14 protein-coding genes are annotated in these 19,024 nt (G+C 62.7%); 8 read left to right on the top strand and 6 right to left on the bottom strand.

The window, feature by feature from the left end; all coding sequences use genetic code 11:
* Window positions 1-62: 62 nt before the first annotated feature.
* Window positions 63-1,499 (bottom strand): glutamine synthetase family protein, encoded by a 1,437-nt coding sequence (locus NKH06_RS31600; protein WP_027035719.1) that lies wholly within the window; start codon window positions 1,497-1,499, stop codon window positions 63-65.
* A gap of 163 nt (window positions 1,500-1,662) precedes the next feature.
* On the opposite strand from NKH06_RS31600, the gene NKH06_RS31595 reads away from it, so the two are divergent.
* Window positions 1,663-2,376, top strand: a complete 714-nt coding sequence (locus tag NKH06_RS31595; RefSeq protein WP_352895079.1) for an HAD family hydrolase — start codon at window positions 1,663-1,665, stop codon at window positions 2,374-2,376.
* 68 nt (window positions 2,377-2,444) lie between these two features.
* Here the strand turns inward: NKH06_RS31595 and NKH06_RS31590 are convergent, their stop codons facing one another.
* The 3 genes from NKH06_RS31590 to aceA form a co-directional block, all read right to left on the bottom strand.
* Complete coding sequence (locus tag NKH06_RS31590) at window positions 2,445-2,897, bottom strand: response regulator (protein WP_352895077.1); 453 nt, start codon at window positions 2,895-2,897, stop codon at window positions 2,445-2,447.
* A 231-nt stretch (window positions 2,898-3,128) separates the two neighbouring features.
* Window positions 3,129-3,371, bottom strand: coding sequence for an SMc00767 family acetate metabolism repressor (locus NKH06_RS31585; protein ID WP_006202762.1), 243 nt, complete (start codon window positions 3,369-3,371; stop codon window positions 3,129-3,131).
* A 59-nt stretch (window positions 3,372-3,430) separates the two neighbouring features.
* Window positions 3,431-4,720 (bottom strand): isocitrate lyase, encoded by a 1,290-nt coding sequence (gene aceA / locus NKH06_RS31580; RefSeq protein ID WP_352555020.1) that lies wholly within the window; start codon window positions 4,718-4,720, stop codon window positions 3,431-3,433.
* A gap of 227 nt (window positions 4,721-4,947) precedes the next feature.
* On the opposite strand from aceA, the gene NKH06_RS31575 reads away from it, so the two are divergent.
* From NKH06_RS31575 to NKH06_RS31550, 6 genes are all read left to right on the top strand, one after another.
* Window positions 4,948-6,390, top strand: coding sequence for a helix-turn-helix domain-containing protein (locus NKH06_RS31575; RefSeq protein ID WP_023809179.1), 1,443 nt, complete (start codon window positions 4,948-4,950; stop codon window positions 6,388-6,390).
* A gap of 149 nt (window positions 6,391-6,539) precedes the next feature.
* A complete protein-coding gene (locus NKH06_RS31570) occupies window positions 6,540-7,490 on the top strand; it encodes a DMT family transporter (RefSeq protein ID WP_352867944.1) in 951 nt (316 codons plus the stop codon).
* Between the two features lie 334 nt (window positions 7,491-7,824).
* On the top strand, window positions 7,825-8,922 hold the full coding sequence (locus NKH06_RS31565; protein WP_352440789.1) for a polyamine ABC transporter substrate-binding protein: 1,098 nt from the start codon (window positions 7,825-7,827) through the stop codon (window positions 8,920-8,922).
* Between the two features lie 82 nt (window positions 8,923-9,004).
* Window positions 9,005-10,144, top strand: a complete 1,140-nt coding sequence (locus tag NKH06_RS31560) for an ABC transporter ATP-binding protein (protein WP_013530249.1) — start codon at window positions 9,005-9,007, stop codon at window positions 10,142-10,144.
* Between the two features lie 8 nt (window positions 10,145-10,152).
* Window positions 10,153-11,127: an ABC transporter permease subunit gene (locus NKH06_RS31555; protein WP_023809176.1), complete on the top strand. Its 975-nt coding sequence runs from the start codon at window positions 10,153-10,155 to the stop codon at window positions 11,125-11,127.
* 4 nt (window positions 11,128-11,131) lie between these two features.
* Complete coding sequence (locus NKH06_RS31550; RefSeq protein ID WP_013530251.1) at window positions 11,132-11,950, top strand: ABC transporter permease; 819 nt, start codon at window positions 11,132-11,134, stop codon at window positions 11,948-11,950.
* Window positions 11,951-11,973: 23 nt separating this feature from the next.
* Here the strand turns inward: NKH06_RS31550 and NKH06_RS31545 are convergent, their stop codons facing one another.
* The gene (locus NKH06_RS31545) at window positions 11,974-13,827 is read right to left on the bottom strand and encodes an AsmA family protein (protein WP_352440788.1); all 1,854 of its coding nucleotides are present in this window, start codon (window positions 13,825-13,827) and stop codon (window positions 11,974-11,976) included.
* A 272-nt stretch (window positions 13,828-14,099) separates the two neighbouring features.
* Here NKH06_RS31545 and NKH06_RS31540 point away from each other — a divergent pair, with 272 nt between their 5' ends.
* Window positions 14,100-16,058, top strand: a complete 1,959-nt coding sequence (locus NKH06_RS31540) for an acetoacetate--CoA ligase (RefSeq protein ID WP_352895074.1) — start codon at window positions 14,100-14,102, stop codon at window positions 16,056-16,058.
* A 268-nt stretch (window positions 16,059-16,326) separates the two neighbouring features.
* Here NKH06_RS31540 and NKH06_RS31535 read toward each other — a convergent pair whose 3' ends face one another.
* Window positions 16,327-18,822: a PAS domain-containing sensor histidine kinase gene (locus NKH06_RS31535; protein WP_352895073.1), complete on the bottom strand. Its 2,496-nt coding sequence runs from the start codon at window positions 18,820-18,822 to the stop codon at window positions 16,327-16,329.
* Window positions 18,823-19,024: the final 202 nt, after the last annotated feature.

The raw sequence follows: 19,024 nt of genomic DNA, 5'->3' as shown, positions 1-19,024 counted from the left end.
ACTCCCCTACTCCCCTACTCCCCTACTCCCCTACTCCCCTACTCCCCTACTCCCCTACTCCCCTAAACATTCAGCAGCAGATACTCCCGCTCCCACGGGCTGATCACTTCCATGAAGGTCTCGAACTCCGCCCGTTTGATCGCCGCATAGGTGGCGGCGAAGGACTTGCCCAGATGCGCGCAGAGTTCCTCGTCGCCCTCGAACAGGTCGACGGCTTCGAGCAGGCCGCGCGGCAGGTCGATCTCGTCGGCATTGGCCGTTGTGAGGACGGGGGGCTCGGCCTTAATCTTGTTGGTGATGCCGATCAGCCCACAGGCAAGCGATGCCGCAAGCGCTAGATAGGGGTTGGCATCGGAGGACGGGATGCGGTTTTCGACGCGCCGAGCCGCCGGATCCGAACGTGGCACGCGAAATGCCGTGGTGCGGTTGTCATAGCCCCATTTGTTGTTGACCGGCGCCGACGCCGCCTGTGTCAGCCGGCGGTAGGAATTGACGTAGGGCGCGAACATCACCAGCGCGTTCGGCACATGCTTCTGCATGCCGCCGATAAAGTGGAAAAAATCGTCGGTTTCCGAGCCGTCAGCGGCCGAAAAGATGTTCTGTCCGGTCTTCTTGTCGATGATCGACTGATGGATGTGCATGGCGGAGCCGGGTTGCCCCTGGATCGGCTTGGCCATGAAGGTGGCGTAGATCTCGTGCTTGAGTGCTGCCTCGCGAATGGTACGCTTGAACATGAACACCTGATCGGCCAGCTCGATCGGGTCGCCATGGCGCAGATTGATCTCCAATTGCCCGGCACCTTCCTCGTGGATCAGCGTATCGATCTCCAGGCCCTGGCTTTCGGAGAAATGGTAGATGTCGTCGATCAGTTCGTCGAATTCGTTGACACCGGCGATCGAATAGCCGGCGCCGCCGCCGATTGCGCGTCCCGACCGGCCGACAGGCGGGGTCAGCGGATAGTCCGGATCGGGATTCTTGCGCACCAGGTAGAATTCGATCTCGGGCGCCACCACTGGCTTAAGGCCGAGCTTGTCATAGGCAGCCACCACACGCTTCAACACGTTGCGCGGCGTGAACTCGACCGAGCGTCCGTCCTGGTGGACGAGATCGCAGATGACCGCGGCCGTCGGGTCTTCTTCCCAGGGCACCACCGTCAGCGTCGACAGGTCCGGCATCAGTTTGAGGTCGCCGTCGTCTTCCGGATAATGGAAGCCATTGCCATCCTCGGGGTAGCCGCCGGAGATCGTCGTCATGAAGACAGCCGAAGGCAGTGCCAGCGAGGTGTTGGAGGTGAATTTCTTCGATGGCATCATCTTGCCACGCGCAACGCCTGCCTGATCGGGCGTGATGCACTCGATATCCTCGATGCCGCGCCACTCCAGCCAGGCGCTGACTTCCTTCCAGTTCTTGACGCCCCGTTGGTTTTTCACGAAGGCAGGCGTGCGGGCGCGTCCTCCGCGGCTCGACGGACGGACTTCCTTTTTTGCAGGCGGCATCATTCACCAGATTGGGTTGCGGATTGTGGAGTATAGCCGTGCCCTCCTATGGAAGGGAAGGGGAGCCGCGTCGGGCATTGGCCGGTGCGGTTGAAAATCACGCCAATCGGCCTAGTTTCGGCCGGGGCAATTCCAATCGAGGCCCAAATCTTAATCGAGAAATTGAATGCGGCCCAACGGCAAACTGACGACGATCGGATTCGATGCCGACGACACGCTGTGGCAGAACGAGCAGTTCTTCCGGCTGACGGAAAAGCGCTTTGCCGCCATGCTCGTCGACCATGGCGAAGCCGAGCATATCTCGGCACGATTGCTGGAGGCCGAAAGGCGCAACCTCGCCGTCTATGGCTTCGGCATCAAGGGATTTACCCTGTCGATGATCGAGACGGCGATCGAGGTCACGCAAGGCCGCGTACCGGCCTCGGTCATAGCAGAGATTCTCGATGCTGGCCGCGAAATGCTGAGCCATCCGATCGAGGCCTTGCCGCACGCCCGCGAGACGGTCGAAAAGCTTGCCGGCGCATTCCGGCTCGTGCTGATCACCAAGGGCGACCTCTTCGATCAGGAGCGCAAGCTGGCTGGCTCTGGCCTTGGCGATCTGTTCGACGCGGTCGAGATCGTCAGCGACAAGAATGCAGCCACCTATAGCAGGCTTTTCAACCGCCACGGCGATGGTCCGGCGAAAAGCATGATGGTCGGCAACTCGCTGAAGTCGGATGTGGTGCCGGCCATCGAGGCCGGCGGCTGGGGTGTCCATGTGCCGCACGAACTGACCTGGGTGCTGGAGCATATCGAAGCGCCGGTAACCGAATCGAGGTTCCGCCAGATATCCGATCTCGGACAACTGCCCGGATTGATCGAAAGCATCATCGATCCGTGATTGCCGGGCCTTACCTAATTTGCTCAATTCCGGACGGAAAAACCGTTACACACTTTCCCGCAATTAGCTTAGCGGCCGATGAGGCGATCGATCACCGGTTGCAACCGTTCGGGCGTGATCGGCTTGGCGACCACCACGTCGATGATACCAGACAGGCCCAGACTTTCCGTCGCGCCATTCTTGGTTGACAGCAGGATTACCGGTGGCAGCGATTTGCCCGAGGCGCGGCGCAACGCGTCGATGCTGGACATCAGGTTGTCGCAGTCCTTGTTGTCGGCGCCGCCGTCAAGGACAACCACACCGGGAATGAGGGACCGCAAGATCCTTGCCGCCGTGTCGGGAGATTCCGAAATCGGCTTGAGCCCGGATCGCTCGACGATCTTTGAAATCACCACGCGATTGATTGGCGATTTCCCGACGACAAGCACCTGTGACGGATCACGGATCGCCTCGGCACTCGAGTCACGGGTCGCCAGATTCGGATGTCTTGGAGTCTCGCCTTCGCGGTTCACCGGGCACACAAGTCGGCCAAGAAGCTCGCCCCTATTTCAATGCAGAGTTGAATCCGGAGCGCAATTGGCGTGAGATCGGAGCCTATGTCAAGTTGAAATAAAAGTACCCTAAATCATCGCCGGGAGCAGTGAATTTCAAGCAACGCTACTGTACTCAACTGTCCACACGTGAGCTTGATGAAAAGAAAATTCACCTGCGCAGAGGCTGCGCAGGTGAAGGGTCGGTTGCATGGATTTCGGTCAGCCGTGGCTCTGCTGCGTGACGATCACCGGGATCAGCAGATCGCCCCAGTTGCCGTCGCCGCCGTGATGTCGTGCCGAGCGCACGAGCTCGACCGAGACGCCCGCCTCGACCGCCTTCATCACCGACTGGTTGAGGCGGTGCAGGTCGTTGGCCAGCATGCGGATCGTCGCTTGCTGGTCGACGCTCATCGTCGTCGACTGTTCCTCGGCGCGTTCCTTGACGCGGCTTATCGATGCCATTGGTCTTCTCCTTGTGTTCCAAGCCCTGTTGGGCGTTTCCTCTGTATTTCTGTGATCCGCTATTCCGCGGCTGGTTTGAACTGCGCATGCTCGGTCGATTCATGCATGGCGGTGGTCGACGACTTGCCGCCGGTGATCGCCATAGACACGGCGTCGAAATAGCCGGTGCCGACCTCGCGCTGGTGCTTGGTCGCGGTGTAGCCATTGGCTTCGGCCGCGAACTCCGCTTCCTGCAACTCGGAATAGGCCGCCATCTGCCGCGCCTTGTAGCCGCGCGCCAGTTCGAACATGCCGTAATTGAGCTGGTGGAAGCCAGCGAGCGTGATGAACTGGAACTTGTAGCCCATGGCGCCGAGCTCCTTCTGGAATCTGGCGATCGTCGCGTCGTCGAGGTTCTTCTTCCAGTTGAACGAGGGCGAGCAATTGTAGGCGAGCAGCTTGTCGGGATGATGCTTGCGCACGCCCTCAGCGAATTTCCTGGCCTGTGCCAGGTCGGGTTTCGAGGTCTCGCACCAGATCAGATCCGCGTAAGGCGCATAGGCGATGGCGCGGGCGATGCAGGGCTCGATGCCGTTCCTGACATGGTAGAAACCTTCCACCGTGCGCCCGGCGTCGTAGTCGACGAAAGGCTGGTCGCGTTCGTCGATGTCGGAGGTGAGCAGCTTGGCGGCTTCCGCATCGGTGCGCGCGACGACCAGGGTCGGCGTGCCCATCACGTCCGCCGCCAGGCGCGCGGCATTGAGGTTGCGGATGTGCGCCGCGGTCGGGATCAGCACCTTGCCGCCGAGATGGCCGCATTTCTTTTCCGACGCAAGCTGATCCTCATAGTGGACGCCGGCGGCGCCCGCCTCGATGAAGGCCTTCATGATTTCGAAGGCGTTGAGCGGTCCGCCGAAGCCGGCTTCCGCGTCGGCAACGATCGGCGCGAACCAGGTCTCGACCGAAAGCCCGTTGCCTTCGGAGGTCTCGATCTGGTCGGCGCGCTGCAGCGTGCGGTTTATGCGCTTGACCAGTTCGGGCGCCGCATTGGCCGGGTAGAGCGATTGGTCCGGATACATCGCACCAGCCGTGTTGGCGTCGGCGGCAACCTGCCAGCCCGACAGGTAGATCGCCTTCAGCCCGGCGCGCACCTGCTGCATCGCCTGATTGCCGGACATGGCGCCGAGCGCGTTGACGAAGTCCTCCTCGTGGATCAGCTTCCACAGCCGGTTGGCGCCCATTTCGGCGAGGCTCTGGCGGATCTGCACCGAACCGCGCAGGCGCTTCACATCCGCCGCGGAGTAGGGCCGTTCGATACCGTCGAAGCGACCTTCCGGGGCCGATGGGACGAGGTTGTAAAAATCAGTCATTGGTCACTCCGAGGGATTGCTGATCTGTGTCAAGGCGTCAAGAATTTGGGGTCGTTGGGTATGACTGGATTTACATTTCTGCGCGAAATCAGCCACATAAATCCACAAAGCCGGCAGAATATAAGAGAAAACCTGTGTTGTGTTTGACAGAGGTGCATTGTAAATTTGTCATTGTTGTAAAAGGCCAAAGCCCAGAAAATTCGTGTAAATGCTGTAAAGGACAGTCCGTGGCTGACCAGAAGATCTTCGCCGGGCCGCGCATCCGCCGCATCCGCAACGCCAAGGGCCTGACCCAGACGGCGATGGCCGAGGGTCTTGGCATTTCGCCATCCTATCTCAATCTGATCGAGCGCAACCAGCGGCCGCTGACGGTGCAGCTGATCCTCAGGCTGGCCTCCGTCTACAAGGTCGATCCACACGAGCTGCAGGGCGAGGCGAGGGGATCTGTCGCTGCCTTGAAGGAAGTGTTCACCGACCCTCTGCTGGTCGGCGAGTTGCCGGGTGATCAGGAACTGATCGAGCTTGCCGAGGCGGCGCCCAATGCGTCCGCGGCGGTGATAAAACTGTTCCGCGCCTATCGCGAGCAGGCCGAGCGCCTGTCCGATCTCAACGAGCTTTTGGCGCGCGAAGGTCGGGCGACGGCGCTTTCCGGCGCCCGCCTGCCGATCGACGAGGTGCACGAGATTTTCGAGCGCCGGCCGAACCATTTTGCTGCCCTCGAGGAGGAGGCCGCGGCGTTCACCTCGGTGCTCGATCCCGGCGACGATCTGTTCGGCGCGCTGAAGGCCTGGCTGAAGCGCGAATATGGCATCGTGGTCAAGGTGCTGCCGGTCGCGACCATGCCGAACTGGCGCCGCCGTTATGATCGTCATTCGCAGCGCCTGTTCCTGTCCGAACGGCTGTCGCCGTTCGACCAGTTGCGCGAAGTCGCTATGGAGGCCTGCCTGATCCGCATGACGGTCGCGGTCGCCGGCGAGATCCAGGCGCTCAAGCTGAGCACCGACGAGGCGCGCCGCCTGGCCCGCTTCGAACTTGGCCGTTATGCGGCGCATGCGCTGATGATGCCCTATCAGGCCTTTCATGCGGCTGCCGTGCGCGCCCGCTACGACATCGATGTCCTGCGTTCGCGCTTCGGGGTCTCCTTCGAACAGGCAGCCAACCGGCTGACCATGCTGCAGCGGCAGGGTGTCTCCGGCGTGCCGTTCTTCATGCTGGAGGTCGACAATGCAGGCAACCGCTTCCGCAAGGCCGGCAGCCAGGGGTTTCCACAAAGCCGCTTTGGCGGCGGCTGTCCCAAGCTGCCCGTGCATGTTGCCTTCACCCAACCCGGCCAGATATTTGTCGAGACGGTGGAAATGCCCGACGGCGCCGAGTTCCTGTGCATCGCCCGCACACTGGAAGGGCCGCAAGGCGCGTTCTCGGAACGCCCGCGCCGCACCGCATTGCTGCTTGGCTGCGACATCGGCTTTCGTGACGACATCGTCTATGGCGCGGCATTACCCGGTGCGGCAATCACCGCAAAGGCCGGCAGTATCGCGGCGACGCCGGTCGGGCCTGCCTGCCGGCTTTGCGAACGCGTCGGCTGCCTGGCGCGCGCCGAGCCGCCGGTGACGCGCCCGCTCGGCCTCGACGAGATGGTGACGGGCCTGAGTGCCTTCGATTTCCAGTAGCCGTGTTCCTCTGAAATAGGAGCAAGGTGCCACAATTGTCGCCGGCCGCTGGCTCAGTTCCGGCCTGCGCCTTTGCGTTACGCGAACAGAGCATCTTTTTGTCGTCCCTTGCGCATCGTCCCGTCCACAAAAGCCCGACAGTCGCGCTCATGATCGATACCGCATCGCCGATCGTCGCATCGCCAGCCGTCTCGCCGCGCGAGGAACGCGTCGGCATGCTTTTGGTCTTCCTGTCGGCGCTGATGTGGAGTTTCGGCGGCACCATCGCCCGCTTCATCACTGTCGGTGACAGCTGGACGGTCATTTTCTGGCGCTCCGTCTGGGCAGCCGCCTTCCTGGTCTGCTTCATGGTCTGGCGCGACGGCTGGCGTGGGACGCTGAAGCTGTTCCGCGACATGGGTCTGCCCGGCCTTGCCGTCGGGATCTGCTTTGCCACCGCATCGACCGCCTTCGTCGTGGCGCTGGCCTACACCACCGTCGCCAACATCCTGTTGATGCAGGCCGGCGTGCCGCTTCTGGCGGCGCTGTTTGCCTGGGCATTGTTCCGCGAAAGGGTTGGTGCCGCGACCTGGGTGGCGATTGCCGCCGTCATTGCCGGCGTCGCCATCATGGTGTCGGAATCGCTTGATGGCGCCGTCTCGCCCATAGGCGATGGGCTGGCGCTGTTGATCGCGGTCATGTTCTCGGTCGCCACCGTCATCACCCGGCGGTTTTCCGGCGTGCGCATGACGCCGGCGACGTGCCTCGGCACCATGCTCGCGGCCGGCTTTGCCGTCTCGCAGGCATCGACCTTCGCCGTGTCGGTCAGCGACATGGGCTTTCTGTTTGCCTTCGGCGTGGTCAATCTCGGTCTCGGCCTCGCCTTCTTCGCCACCGGCGCGCGGCTGATACCGGCGGCCATCGCGGCGCTGCTCGGCACGTTCGAACCGATCCTCGGTCCGATATGGGTCTGGCTCATCCATTCCGAGGTGCCGTCGGGGCGCACCATCATCGGTGGCGCGGTGGTTGTCACGGCGCTGCTCGTCCATATCGGGCTCGAATTCAAGCGCCAGGCACGGCCCGAACGCGCCGGGGTCACCGGGGTGCCGTCGCCTAATTGAAGCGGCCTGCAGCTTTGCCATTGACAACGTCGCTGCAGCACGGGCAGGCTGGGAATACGGCAACAACAAGACAGGCGTATCTTGCCAAGTCTCCCAGCCGGTCCGATCGAGACCGGACCATATCGTCGTATCTCTGCCCGCGCCACGGCGAAAGCCTATGACGGTATGCCTCCCAGGCCGCCTCAGGGGCATCGAGCCATCTCATCGAACCGCCTGCATGGTCTCGGCAGTTCGCGCTTGTCGCCCCTTGGAAAGCTCAATAGTCTGAAGAAAATGCCGGTCGCGCTGATATCGCGACGAGCCGGTGAAGGAACACTCATCAAAGGAGAATAGCATGATCCGCAAAGCGCTCTGGCTTTCGGCAACCTCGGCATTCCTGACATTGTTCACCGTCGGCGGTCACGCCGAGGATCGTGTCGTCAACGTCTTCAACTGGTCCGACTACATCGACAGTTCGATCATCGACGATTTCACCAAGGAAACCGGCATCAAGGTTGTCTACGACACCTTCGATTCCAACGAAATCCTGGAGACCAAGCTGCTTGCCGGCGGCAGCGGCTACGACGTCGTCGTGCCCAGCGGCAATTTCCTCGCGCGCCAGATCCAGGCCGGTGTGTTCCAGAAGCTCGACAAGTCGAAACTGCCCAACATTTCCAACATGTGGGATACGGTAACCGAGCGCACCGCCAAGTACGACCCCGGCAACGAATACTCGGTCAACTACATGTGGGGCACGGTTGGCATCGGCTACAACATCAAGAAGGTGCAGGCGGCACTCGGCACCGACAAGATCGACAGCTGGGATGTCTTCTTCAATCCCGACAGCCTGGCGAAATTGAAGGACTGCGGCGTCTACGTGCTGGACTCGCCGGCAGACATCATCCCGGCGGCGTTGAAATATCTCGACCTCGACCCGAACAGCACGTCACCCGATGATATCGCCAAGGCCGAGGAGACCTTGCTCAAGGTCCGGCCTTACATCAGGAAGTTCCACTCCTCCGAATACATCAACGCGCTTGCCAACGGCGATATCTGCCTGGCGGTCGGCTGGTCGGGTGACGTGTTCCAGGCCCGCAACCGCGCGGTCGAGGCCAAGCAGGGCGTCGAAATCGGCTATTCCGTGCCGAAGGAGGGCGCGCAGATGTGGTTCGACCAGATGGCGATCCCTGCCGACGCGCCGCATGTCGCGGAGGCGCTCGAGTTCATCAACTACATGATGAAGCCGGAAGTTATCGCCAAGTCGTCGAACTACGTGCTCTACGCAAACGGCAACAAGGCCTCGCAGCAATTCGTCGACAAGGCACTGTTGGAGGATCCTTCGGTTTATCCCGATGCCGAGACCATAAAGAAGCTCTACACCGTCTCGCCATACGATCCCAAGACCCAGCGCGTCATCACGCGCACCTGGACCAAGATCGTCACTGGCCAGTAAGCAATCCGACACGGTCCCGGCAGCCACCTGCCGGGACCGTTTCTACCTGGGGTAAGAAGCAAGAATCAGGACGGAGTGGGACATGAAATCGCTTGGCAGCATCCGCAGGGATTTTGCACCGTGGAACGACCCGAATGCCAAGCCGTACATCCAGTTCGACAACGTCACCAAGAAGTTCGGTGACTTCACCGCCGTCAACAATCTGTCGCTGACCATCTTCGAGCGCGAGTTCTTCGCCCTGCTCGGCGCCTCTGGTTGTGGAAAATCGACGCTGCTCAGGATGCTCGCCGGCTTCGAGGAGCCGACAGCCGGCCGCATCCTGCTCGATGGCCAGGATCTGCGCGGCATCCCGCCCTACCGGCGGCCGGTCAACATGATGTTCCAGTCCTACGCGCTGTTCCCGCACATGACGGTCGAGAACAACATCGCCTTCGGCCTCAAGCAGGACGGCATGCCGAAGCCCGAGATCGCGTCGCGCGTTGCCGAGATGCTGAAGTTAGTCAAGCTCGAGCAGTTCGCCAAGCGCAAGCCGCATCAGCTGTCCGGCGGCCAGCGCCAGCGCGTCGCGCTCGCCCGTTCGGTCGCCAAACGGCCGAAAGTGCTGCTGCTCGACGAGCCGCTTGGCGCTCTCGACAAGAAGCTGCGCGAGGAGACGCAGTTCGAACTGATGGACCTGCAGCAGAACCTCGGCCTCACCTTCGTCGTCGTCACCCACGACCAGGAAGAGGCGATGACCATGGCCGATCGCATCGCCATCATCGACAAGGGCGAGGTGATGCAGGTGGCAACGCCGGCCGAAGTCTACGAGGCGCCGGGGTCCCGCTTCGTCGCCGGCTTCGTCGGCAATGTGAACATGTTCGAGGGCAAGATCGCGCGTGGCGAGGCCGGCAGCGCCAGCATCGATGCCGGCAACGGCATCACCATCCGCACCGACAATGCCGGCACCGCCGGCGCCGGGACGGCCGTCACCTTCGCCATCAGGCCCGAAAAGATCAAGGTGTCGTCGAAGAAACCGGCCGAGGCGGTCAACGCCATCGAGGGCGAGGTCTACGACATCGCCTATCTCGGCGACATGACCGTCTATCATGTCAGGCTGGACGACGGCCAGGTGGTGCGCGCCAGCACCATGAACGCGGCCCGCATCACCGAGGATCCGTTGAGCTGGAACGACCGCGCCTGGGTTTCCTTCCGGCCCGACGCCGGCGTCGTGCTGACGCGGTAGGGGCGACCATGTCGAGCGCCGCCGTCACCACCGCATCAGCCTCTCCGACGACCAATGCCGGCAAATCCATCCTCGCCAGGCTGGGTGCTGCCTTCGTTGGCCGACTGGTCATCATCATCCCTTATGTCTGGCTGCTGTTCTTCTTCCTCATTCCGTTCGTCATCGTCTTCAAGATCTCGCTGTCGCAGACGGCGATCGCCATTCCGCCCTATACGCCGGCGCTCGATTTCAGCGGCGGAGTTTCCGGGTTCCTCGCCCAGCTGAAACAACTCAGCCTCGACAACTACGCCTGGCTGACGCAGGACGCGCTCTACTTCAACGCCTATGTGACCAGCGTCATCATCGCCGCGGTCTCGACGGTCCTGACACTGCTCGTCGGCTATCCCATCGCCTACGGCATGGCGCGCGCGCCGGCGACGATCCGCCCAACCTTGCTGATGCTGGTGATCCTGCCGTTCTGGACCTCGTTCCTGATCCGCGTCTACGCCTGGATCGGCATTCTCAAGCCCGAAGGGCTGCTCAATCAGCTGCTGCTCGCCACCGGCGTCATCCACCAGCCGCTGATCATCCTCAACACCTATACGGCGATCTTCATCGGCATCGTCTATTCCTACCTGCCGTTCATGGTGCTGCCGCTCTATTCCGCGCTTGAGAAGATGGACTATTCGCTGATCGAGGCAGCCAAGGATCTCGGCTGTCCGCCGACCAGCGCGTTCTGGAAGATCACCTTCCCGCTATCGCTGCCCGGCGTCATCGCGGGCTGTCTGCTGGTGTTCATTCCGGCCGTCGGCGAGTTCGTCATTCCCGATCTGCTCGGCGGATCGCAGACGCTGATGATCGGCAAGACGTTGTGGAACGAGTTCTTCGCCAATCGCGACTGGCCGGTATCGTCGGCCGTCGCCGTCATCCTGCTGTTGCTGCTGATCGTGCCGATCATGCTCTTCCAGCGGGCCCAGGCGCGCGCTCAGGAAATGGACAGGTGACCTCATGAACGCCACCTGGAGCCGCTTCAACATCACCTCGATCGTGCTTGGATTTGCCTTTCTCTATCTGCCGATCGTGCTGCTCATCGTCTTCTCGTTCAACGAATCGAAACTGGTCACGGTCTGGGGCGGTTTCTCGACCAAATGGTACGTCTCGCTGTTCCACAACCAAGGCCTCATGGACGCGACCTGGGTGACGGCGCGTGTTGGCCTGATCTCGGCCACGGTTGCGACGGTGCTGGGCACCCTGGCGGCACTCACCTTGACCCGCTACACGCGCTTCAAGGGCAGGGTGCTATTCTCCGGCATGGTCTTTGCGCCGCTGGTCATGCCGGAAGTCATCACCGGCCTGTCGCTGCTGCTGCTCTTTGTCGCCGTCGGGCTCGACCGCGGCTTCCTCACCGTGACGCTCGCCCACATCACGCTGACCATGTGCTTCGTCGCCGTGGTCGTGCAGTCGCGCCTCATGACCTTCGACCGCTCGCTGGAAGAAGCCGCGATGGATCTTGGCGCAACGCCGGTGAAGACCTTCTTCCAGATCACATTGCCGGTTATCATGCCGGCGATCGTCTCCGGCTGGATGCTGGCTTTCACCCTTTCGCTCGACGATCTGGTCATCGCCAGCTTCACCTCCGGGCCGGGCGCGACGACGCTGCCGATGAAGATTTACAGCCAGGTTCGCCTCGGCGTGACGCCAGAAATCAACGCCGCCTGTACCATTCTGATCGCCGTCGTGGCGATTGGCGTCATCATCGCCTCGCTTGCCAACAAACGGCGTGAGGTGCAGCGCCAGCTCGACGAGCAGGCCGCGCAGCGCGGGTGAAAGATAGGAGGCGCGGTGGCGGCCTATTCCCCCGAAACGCCGCGGCTGATCGGGGAAATGAACGGCGTGCTCCATGTCCCGCCGACGAAGAACGACGACTGGTTGGGACCTTGCTGGCCGTTGGCCTGCGTTGCCGCCTGCTCAGGCTGAATGACGCCGCCGGACAAGGCCAGTCCGCGCCCGGCGTAGGACGCGATGCCGGACAGCCAGATCTTGTACTTCGCTGAATTGGCCTCGGCCTTGTCGATCCGCGCCACGCCCTTCGAAATGGTGGCCTTGATCTCGGCGCCGTCGATCGGCAATGTTCCGTCAGAGACATCGTCGAGCGCGAAGAAGCCGCCCTGTTCGGTATGTTTGAGGAAGGCCGGCAGGTTGAGCTTGCTCAACGCACCCGGCCCGAAGGTCGCCGAGACCGAGCCGTCGGCATTGTCGAAGATGGAATCCCAGGTTCTGCCCGGCCCCTTGAGGATCACCGAGACGGTGCCCGTGCCGACCGGCACCAGCCGCGTCATCCCTGCCGCCGTACCGAAAGCACCGCCGTCGATGTCGGACGCCAGAAGGCGGATTTCGACCTGCGAGCCTTCCGGCTTGCGATCGAAGCGAAGGCTGGTCTGGATGTTGCCGCCGAAGGCCGAGGCATCGGAGATGTCGAAGACGGACAGACCATCCTTGACCTGGGCGGTGGCGGCGACGTCGGCGAGCTGGATCGGCCCCGCCGTGGCGTGCGCCGCCGACAGCCTGAGATCGAGATTGATCTTGTCGGCGAAACTTGTGTCGATTTCGCCGGGCCCCGCCCCTCCGGTCGGCACCAGCGGGGTGAAGGCTGACAGAAACGATCTGAGGTCGAGCGTGTCGAAGGCGAGCGTGCCGGAGATTACCGGTTGTGCTTCACCAAGCGAGAGGTCCAGTGCACCCATCCCCGGATTGTTGTCGAGCGCAATCGCCGTGTTGTCGAACTTGACGCGCCCGCCGGTCGCGGTGATCTTGCTCGAAATGCTGACCGAGCCGATCGCCGCACCCGGAGCGATGCCGGCCTGCGACCATTCCAGGACACGCCGCAGCGAGGGTGCCGAGAACTTCGCCTGACCGTCGAAATAGGTATTTTCAGACATGCTGGCCGTGCCGTCGAACGAGAAGGTGGCGGGTGCCGCCTTGAAGGACAGCGTCAGCGGCGCCGTGCCGCCGGCAAACAGCACAAGCGGTCTGGCCGAGGCGACGTCCAGCGCGACGCTTTCGCCCCGCCAGATCCCTGTTGCCGACAGCGTCGCATTGCTGTTCATCGCCGCCCAATTCGCCTGACCGTTCAAACTGCTCAGGATCTCGACGTCCTTGCCGCCGATGGAGGCGACCATACGGCCGTCGCGAAACTCGACCGTGCCGAAGGTGTCGGTAGGCAGCTTGTCGAGGTCCGGCTTGGCGGGGTCGGCATTGACCACGCCGCGCGCCGTGTCGATGGAACGCGTGATGCGCCCGCCGGTGGGGACAGCGGGCAGGAAAAGGCCGGCAGGTGTGCGCTGGACCCGGATCGTCGGCCGCACCAGCCGCGCCGTCGAAAACACCACGTCGCCGCGCAGCGCCGCCATGGCGGAAAGGTCGACCTCGACCCGTTCTGCCTCGACCACAGGCGGCGCCTCGGTGTCGGTCCATTGTGAAAGCGTCACATCGGTCAGGATTGCCCGGAATGTCGGCCAGACCTCGATGCGCGGCGAACCGTCGATGGCGACCCGGAAGCCGCTCCACGCGCTCATTTCCCAGGCGATGCGGTCGCGCACGATACGGGTGGAGGCGATCAGCGGCAGGGCGGCAACGACCAGCGCGATGACGATCACGGCAGCGCCGATCGCCCATATTCCGCGCCGGATCATAGATGATGGCATATGGCCCCGTATGCTTCCATTCCGACAAATCGCCCGACGGGTGTAACCCCAGTCGTCACCACGACCCCCAGTCGTCACTACGACTGCAGTCGTGACCACACTTCCGGCCGCCACCACGACTTCAAGTTGTCACTACGACTTAGGGCTGAGGCATTTCAAGTCTTTATGGCCCGGCGATGGCATTTGCGCACATCTGGTCGCATCAGCCGAACAAAATCTTGCTCTGCTGCGCTGCGATATGCATAAGCGATGGCGACCGTGGAGGAACGATCATGGCTGCCGGACAACCGCTCTGGACCCCGACGCAAGACCAGATTGACGCAGCACCCTTGACCGCCTTCACCAAGGCCGCCGGAGTGGAAGCCGGCGTAGCGTTTTCCTCGTATTCGCAGCTTCACGCCTGGTCGGTCGAGGACCGTGAAGGGTTCTGGAGCCTGATCTGGGATTTCTGCGGCATCGTCGGCGACAAGGGCGATAACCTGCTCGTCGACGGCGACAAGATGCCCGGCGCTTCTTTCTTTCCCGATGCGACACTGAATTTCGCCGAGAATCTGCTGAAGAAGACCGGCTCAGGCGACGCAATCGTGTTTCGCGGCGAAGACAAGGTCGAGCGCCGGCTGTCCTGGAACGAGTTGCACGCGCTGACCTCGCGGCTGCAGCAGCTTTTCCTGTCGCTCAAGGTGAAGAAGGGCGACCGCATTGCCGCCATGATGCCCAACATGCCGGAGACCGTCGCCGCCATGCTGGCCGCCGCCTCGATCGGTGCCGTCTGGTCGTCCTGCTCTCCCGATTTCGGCGAGCAGGGCGTACTCGACAGGTTCGGCCAGATCGAGCCCGTCGTCTTCATCGCGCCGGATGGCTATTGGTACAATGGCAAGGCGATCGAAGTCGCCGACAAGATCGCCGCGGTCGCGGCCAAGCTCGGCACTGTCCGCAAGATCCTGGTCGTCGACTATCTCGGCACATCGAGCGATGTCGCCGGGACCATCGACAAGGCGGTAGCGCTGGAAGAGGCGCTGTCGCCCTTCGCCGGCAAGCCTGTCACTTTTGAGCCGCTGCCGTTTTCGCATCCGCTCTACATCCTGTTTTCGTCGGGAACGACCGGCATTCCCAAATGCATCGTCCATTCGGCCGGCGGCACGCTGATCCAGCATGTCAAGGAACACCGGCTGCACGCCGGTCTCACCGATGGCGACCGCTTCTTCTATTTCACCACCTGCGGCTGGATGATGTGGAACTGGCTGGTATCGGGGCTCGCTTCGGGTGCGACGCTGCTGCTCTATGACGGTTCGCCCTTCTATCCCGACGGCAATGTGCTGTTCGATTTCGCCGATGCCGAGAAGATGACCTTTTTCGGCACCTCGGCCAAATTCATCGATTCCGTGCGCAAGGCCGGTCTCAAGCCGATCCGCACGCATGATCTGGCCACTGTGCGGGCAATCTCCTCCACCGGCTCGCCGCTGTCGCCGGAAGATTTCCGCTTCGTCTATGACGGCATCAAGAAGGACGTGCATCTGGCCTCGGTCTCCGGCGGCACCGACATCGTCTCCTGCTTCGTGCTCGGCGTGCCGACGCAGCCGGTCTGGACCGGCGAGATCCAGGGACCCGGCCTCGGCCTGGCAGTCGATGTCTGGGACGACGACGGTAGGCCGGTCCGGCAGGAAAAGGGTGAGCTGGTCTGCGCAAAAGCCTTTCCGGCGATGCCGATCGGCTTCTGGAACGACCCCGATGGCAAGAAGTACCGGGCGGCCTATTTTGAACGCTTCGACAATGTCTGGTGTCATGGCGATTTCGCTGAATGGACCGAGCATGGCGGCCTCATCATCCATGGCCGCTCCGACGCCACGCTCAACCCGGGCGGGGTGAGGATCGGCACGGCGGAGATCTACAATCAGGTCGAGCAGATGCCTGAGATCCTGGAAGCACTGTGCATCGGACAGGACTTCGACAACGACGTGCGCGTCGTACTGTTCGTGCGCCTGTCCGCCGGCGTGCAGCTCGACGAGAATCTGGAAAAACGCATCCGCGCCAAGATCCGCAGTGGCGCCAGTCCCCGCCATGTCCCGGCCAGGATCGTTGCCGTGTCGGATATTCCCCGCACCAAGTCGGGTAAGATCACCGAACTCGCGGTGCGCGATGTCGTGCATGGCCGCGCCATCAAGAACAAGGAGGCACTCGCCAATCCAGAGGCGCTCGAGCTGTTCAAGAACCTGCCTCAGCTGGCCGAGTAATTGGCAGCCGGCATGGTTAACGAAATATCTCGCTAGAATTTACCTAGATTTCATGAGTGGTACACATTCGTAAATTTTCCGGCGCCCCGGTAAGGAGTTGTTAAGGTCCGGCGTCGATAGTCGCACGTAACTTGAGGGAGAAATCCCGTTCCTCAGCCCCGAGGATCCGAATTCGCTCAAGCCCCCGTTGTGACAGCAATCCCATCTCTTAAGGCGTCCTTTGGGCGCCTTTTCTTTTTATCGGGACCGAACCGCGGAGAGGGCTGACCTATTCCGCGAGCACACGGGTCGACGGAAAAGCCACCTCGACCAGGGTGCCTTCGCCCGGTGTCGAATTGATGGTGAACCGGGCACGGTTGGCTTCCACCATCGCTTTGGTCAACGGCAGTCCAAGTCCGGTCCCGTCGCCGCGTCCGCGCTTCAGGGCGTTGATCTGCTTGAACGGCTTCAGCGCCTGCTCGATCTCGGCATGGCTCATGCCGATGCCGGTGTCGCGCACCCGCATGACGACGTCGCCCGACGTCTCATAGGCGGTCGAGACGATCACCTGGCCGCCGGCCTGGGTGTAGCGGATGGCATTCGACAGGATGTTGAGCGCGATCTGGCGCACGCTGCGCAGGTCGGCCACCACTTCCGGCAGCCGCGAAGCGAAGCTGGAGCGGATGATGACCCGTTCACGGTTGGCCTGCGGCTGCATCATCGCCACCGTTTCGGCCAGCGTGTCGTTGAGCGACACCGCCTCATAGGCCATCTCCTGCTGGCCAGCCTCGATCTTGGAGATGTCGAGCAGGTCGTTGACCAGGTCGAGCACATGATTGCCCGAGCGGTTGATATCGCGCAGATAGTCGCGGTAGCGGTCGTTGGCGACAGGTCCGAATTTCTCGTCGACCATCAATTCCGAAAAACCGATGATGGCATTGAGCGGGGTGCGGATCTCGTGGCTGATGCGGGCCAGAAAATCGGTCTTCTGCGAGGACGCGCGCTCGGCCACCGCACGTGCCTGCGTCAAGTCCTCTTCGGCCCGCTTCCACTGCGTGATGTCGCGAACGACGGCGCAGAAGCCGCTGTCGTTGGGCAGCCGGCCGATGGTCATGAACAGCGGAATGAAGCGTCCTTGCGATTCGCGCCCGATCACCTCGCGGCCGTCGTTCATGACACTCGCCACGCCGGGCTCGGACAGCCCATTGAGATAGTCGCGTGCCGCGCGCTGGCTTTCAATCGCAAACAGCGAGGCGAACGGCTTGCCGGTCACATCGTCGCTGTCGAAGCCGAACAGCGCTTCAGCCGGCCGGCTGATCGATCGGATGGTGCCGTCACGGCCGATCAGCACGACGCCGTCGGTGGCGGTGTCGATAATGGTGCGCATCTCGGCGATGCGCACCTTGAGCTCGGAAATGTCCGGCTGCGTCTGCTCGTCGCCAACCACATGCAGGCTCGCCGGCGCATCATCCTCGCCGGAGCGTCGCACGACCAGCATCAGCGCCTTGCCGTCGCGCCAGGGGACAGAGCGCAAAATGGCCTCGATCGGGAATTCCTGTCCATCACGCGTCTTCAGCCGCAGCGCGCGATCGGTGCCGTCGGAAACGCCGTCATCGGCATAGGGGTCGGCAAACAACGCGCCGAGGCCGCCGGCATCCGCCAGATCGTCAAGCGCCTCGTAGCCGGTCAGGCTGAGGAATTCCTCATTCGCATAGTGCAACTGGTCCCCGGAATGGATGAGCAGCGGCACGGGCAGCTTGCCGAGCAGCGACGTGTCCGGAGCCTTGTGCTCATCTCCGGCGGAAAACGCCGACGGTACGAACCCTTCGGCCTTGAGCGGCGGCACCTGCAGGCGAGGGCGCTCGACGCGTATTTCCGCCGCGTCGCCGCCTGCATTGACGGTTTCCTCGGCAACCGCCTGCTCGTCGGGCGGCGCGGCTTCCTCGTCGGGCTGCGCCCAATCCTCACTGTCTTCGGCATCGCGAAAATCTGCTGACGTCATGCTGTCGTCATCGAGGCCATCATGTGTCGCGTCAGTGGCTTCAGGCTTTTCGCCGGGCGAAACGGCAGCGGTGTTCTCTGGTTCCGCCGCCACGGGGCCACGTTCGTCATCTTGGCCGGCATAGTCGAGCAAAGAGCCCGTCACATTCATCCCCGAGCGTGCGTCACGAGGGGCTTCGTCCGCGTGACCGTCAAGCCGTGCCAGATCCTGCTCGTCTTCGGCATCGACATCGGATGGCTCGACCGGTTCGTTCTCTGGCCCTGACGCAGGGATGACGCCGCTGTGCATCGGATCGCCGGACACCTTGAGCGGAGCCTCGGCCTCCGCTGTCGACGCCTCCGCAGTCTCAGCCTCTGGCGGCTCGACCGGAGCGCTATCCTTCTTCAGCCGCTCGCCGATTTCGCGGAACGCGCTGCGTTCCAGGGTCGACAGACCCTTGTCGTTGGCTGGCTGGCGATGTTCGGCGAGCCGGATCACCTTGTCGGCAAAGCGCCGCTCCTGTTTCGGCACGATAGTCAACGCCGGCACCTCGCCCTTGAACGGATCCGATGCCTGCGTGTCCTCGGCCTTGGGCTCTTCGGCGTTCGGCGGTTCCGGCGTCGCCGCGGCCTGGCCATTGGGCACCAGCGCCATACCGATGGCCTCCGGATCGACGACCGCGTCGCTGGCGCGGGCGACGCCGAAGCCGCGGAAACCCTCGAAGGCGCGGCTGCGGCCATAGACAGGCAGCGCCGCCAGGTCGACCGGTATCTTCAGATCGGTGCCGACGACCGGCCACAGCACGGAGCGCCCGGACCAGGTATCGCGCCGTTCGAGGAGCCCCGATATCTCGCCGGAGGGGTCGAGGCCGAATGTAGCGGCGACATCCCTGAAGCGGCGGCCGGTAACCTGGGCCCCCCGGATTGGAAACCTGTGGGGGCATTAAGGCGACCCCGCCGGGAAAATGGCGTGGGGATACGTGCGCCACAACAAAACCAACCGCGCC

It is taken from the genome of Mesorhizobium sp. M1342, from assembly GCF_040317955.1.
Classification (GTDB): Bacteria; Pseudomonadota; Alphaproteobacteria; order Rhizobiales; family Rhizobiaceae; genus Mesorhizobium.
This window is presented reverse-complemented; position numbering and strand designations above follow the sequence as displayed.

Excerpts from the sequence above, each read along its gene's own strand:
- NKH06_RS31600 (WP_027035719.1), bottom strand. The coding sequence starts at position 1,499 with ATGATGCCGCCTGCAAAAAAGGAAGTCCGTCCGTCGAGCCGCGGAGGA.
- NKH06_RS31595 (WP_352895079.1), top strand. The coding sequence starts at position 1,663 with ATGCGGCCCAACGGCAAACTGACGACGATCGGATTCGATGCCGACGAC.
- NKH06_RS31585 (WP_006202762.1), bottom strand. The coding sequence starts at position 3,371 with ATGGCATCGATAAGCCGCGTCAAGGAACGCGCCGAGGAACAGTCGACG.
- aceA (WP_352555020.1), bottom strand. The coding sequence starts at position 4,720 with ATGACTGATTTTTACAACCTCGTCCCATCGGCCCCGGAAGGTCGCTTC.
- NKH06_RS31570 (WP_352867944.1), top strand. The coding sequence starts at position 6,540 with ATGATCGATACCGCATCGCCGATCGTCGCATCGCCAGCCGTCTCGCCG.
- NKH06_RS31565 (WP_352440789.1), top strand. The coding sequence starts at position 7,825 with ATGATCCGCAAAGCGCTCTGGCTTTCGGCAACCTCGGCATTCCTGACA.
- NKH06_RS31560 (WP_013530249.1), top strand. The coding sequence starts at position 9,005 with ATGAAATCGCTTGGCAGCATCCGCAGGGATTTTGCACCGTGGAACGAC.
- NKH06_RS31555 (WP_023809176.1), top strand. The coding sequence starts at position 10,153 with ATGTCGAGCGCCGCCGTCACCACCGCATCAGCCTCTCCGACGACCAAT.
- NKH06_RS31550 (WP_013530251.1), top strand. The coding sequence starts at position 11,132 with ATGAACGCCACCTGGAGCCGCTTCAACATCACCTCGATCGTGCTTGGA.
- NKH06_RS31545 (WP_352440788.1), bottom strand. The coding sequence starts at position 13,827 with ATGCCATCATCTATGATCCGGCGCGGAATATGGGCGATCGGCGCTGCC.
- NKH06_RS31540 (WP_352895074.1), top strand. The coding sequence starts at position 14,100 with ATGGCTGCCGGACAACCGCTCTGGACCCCGACGCAAGACCAGATTGAC.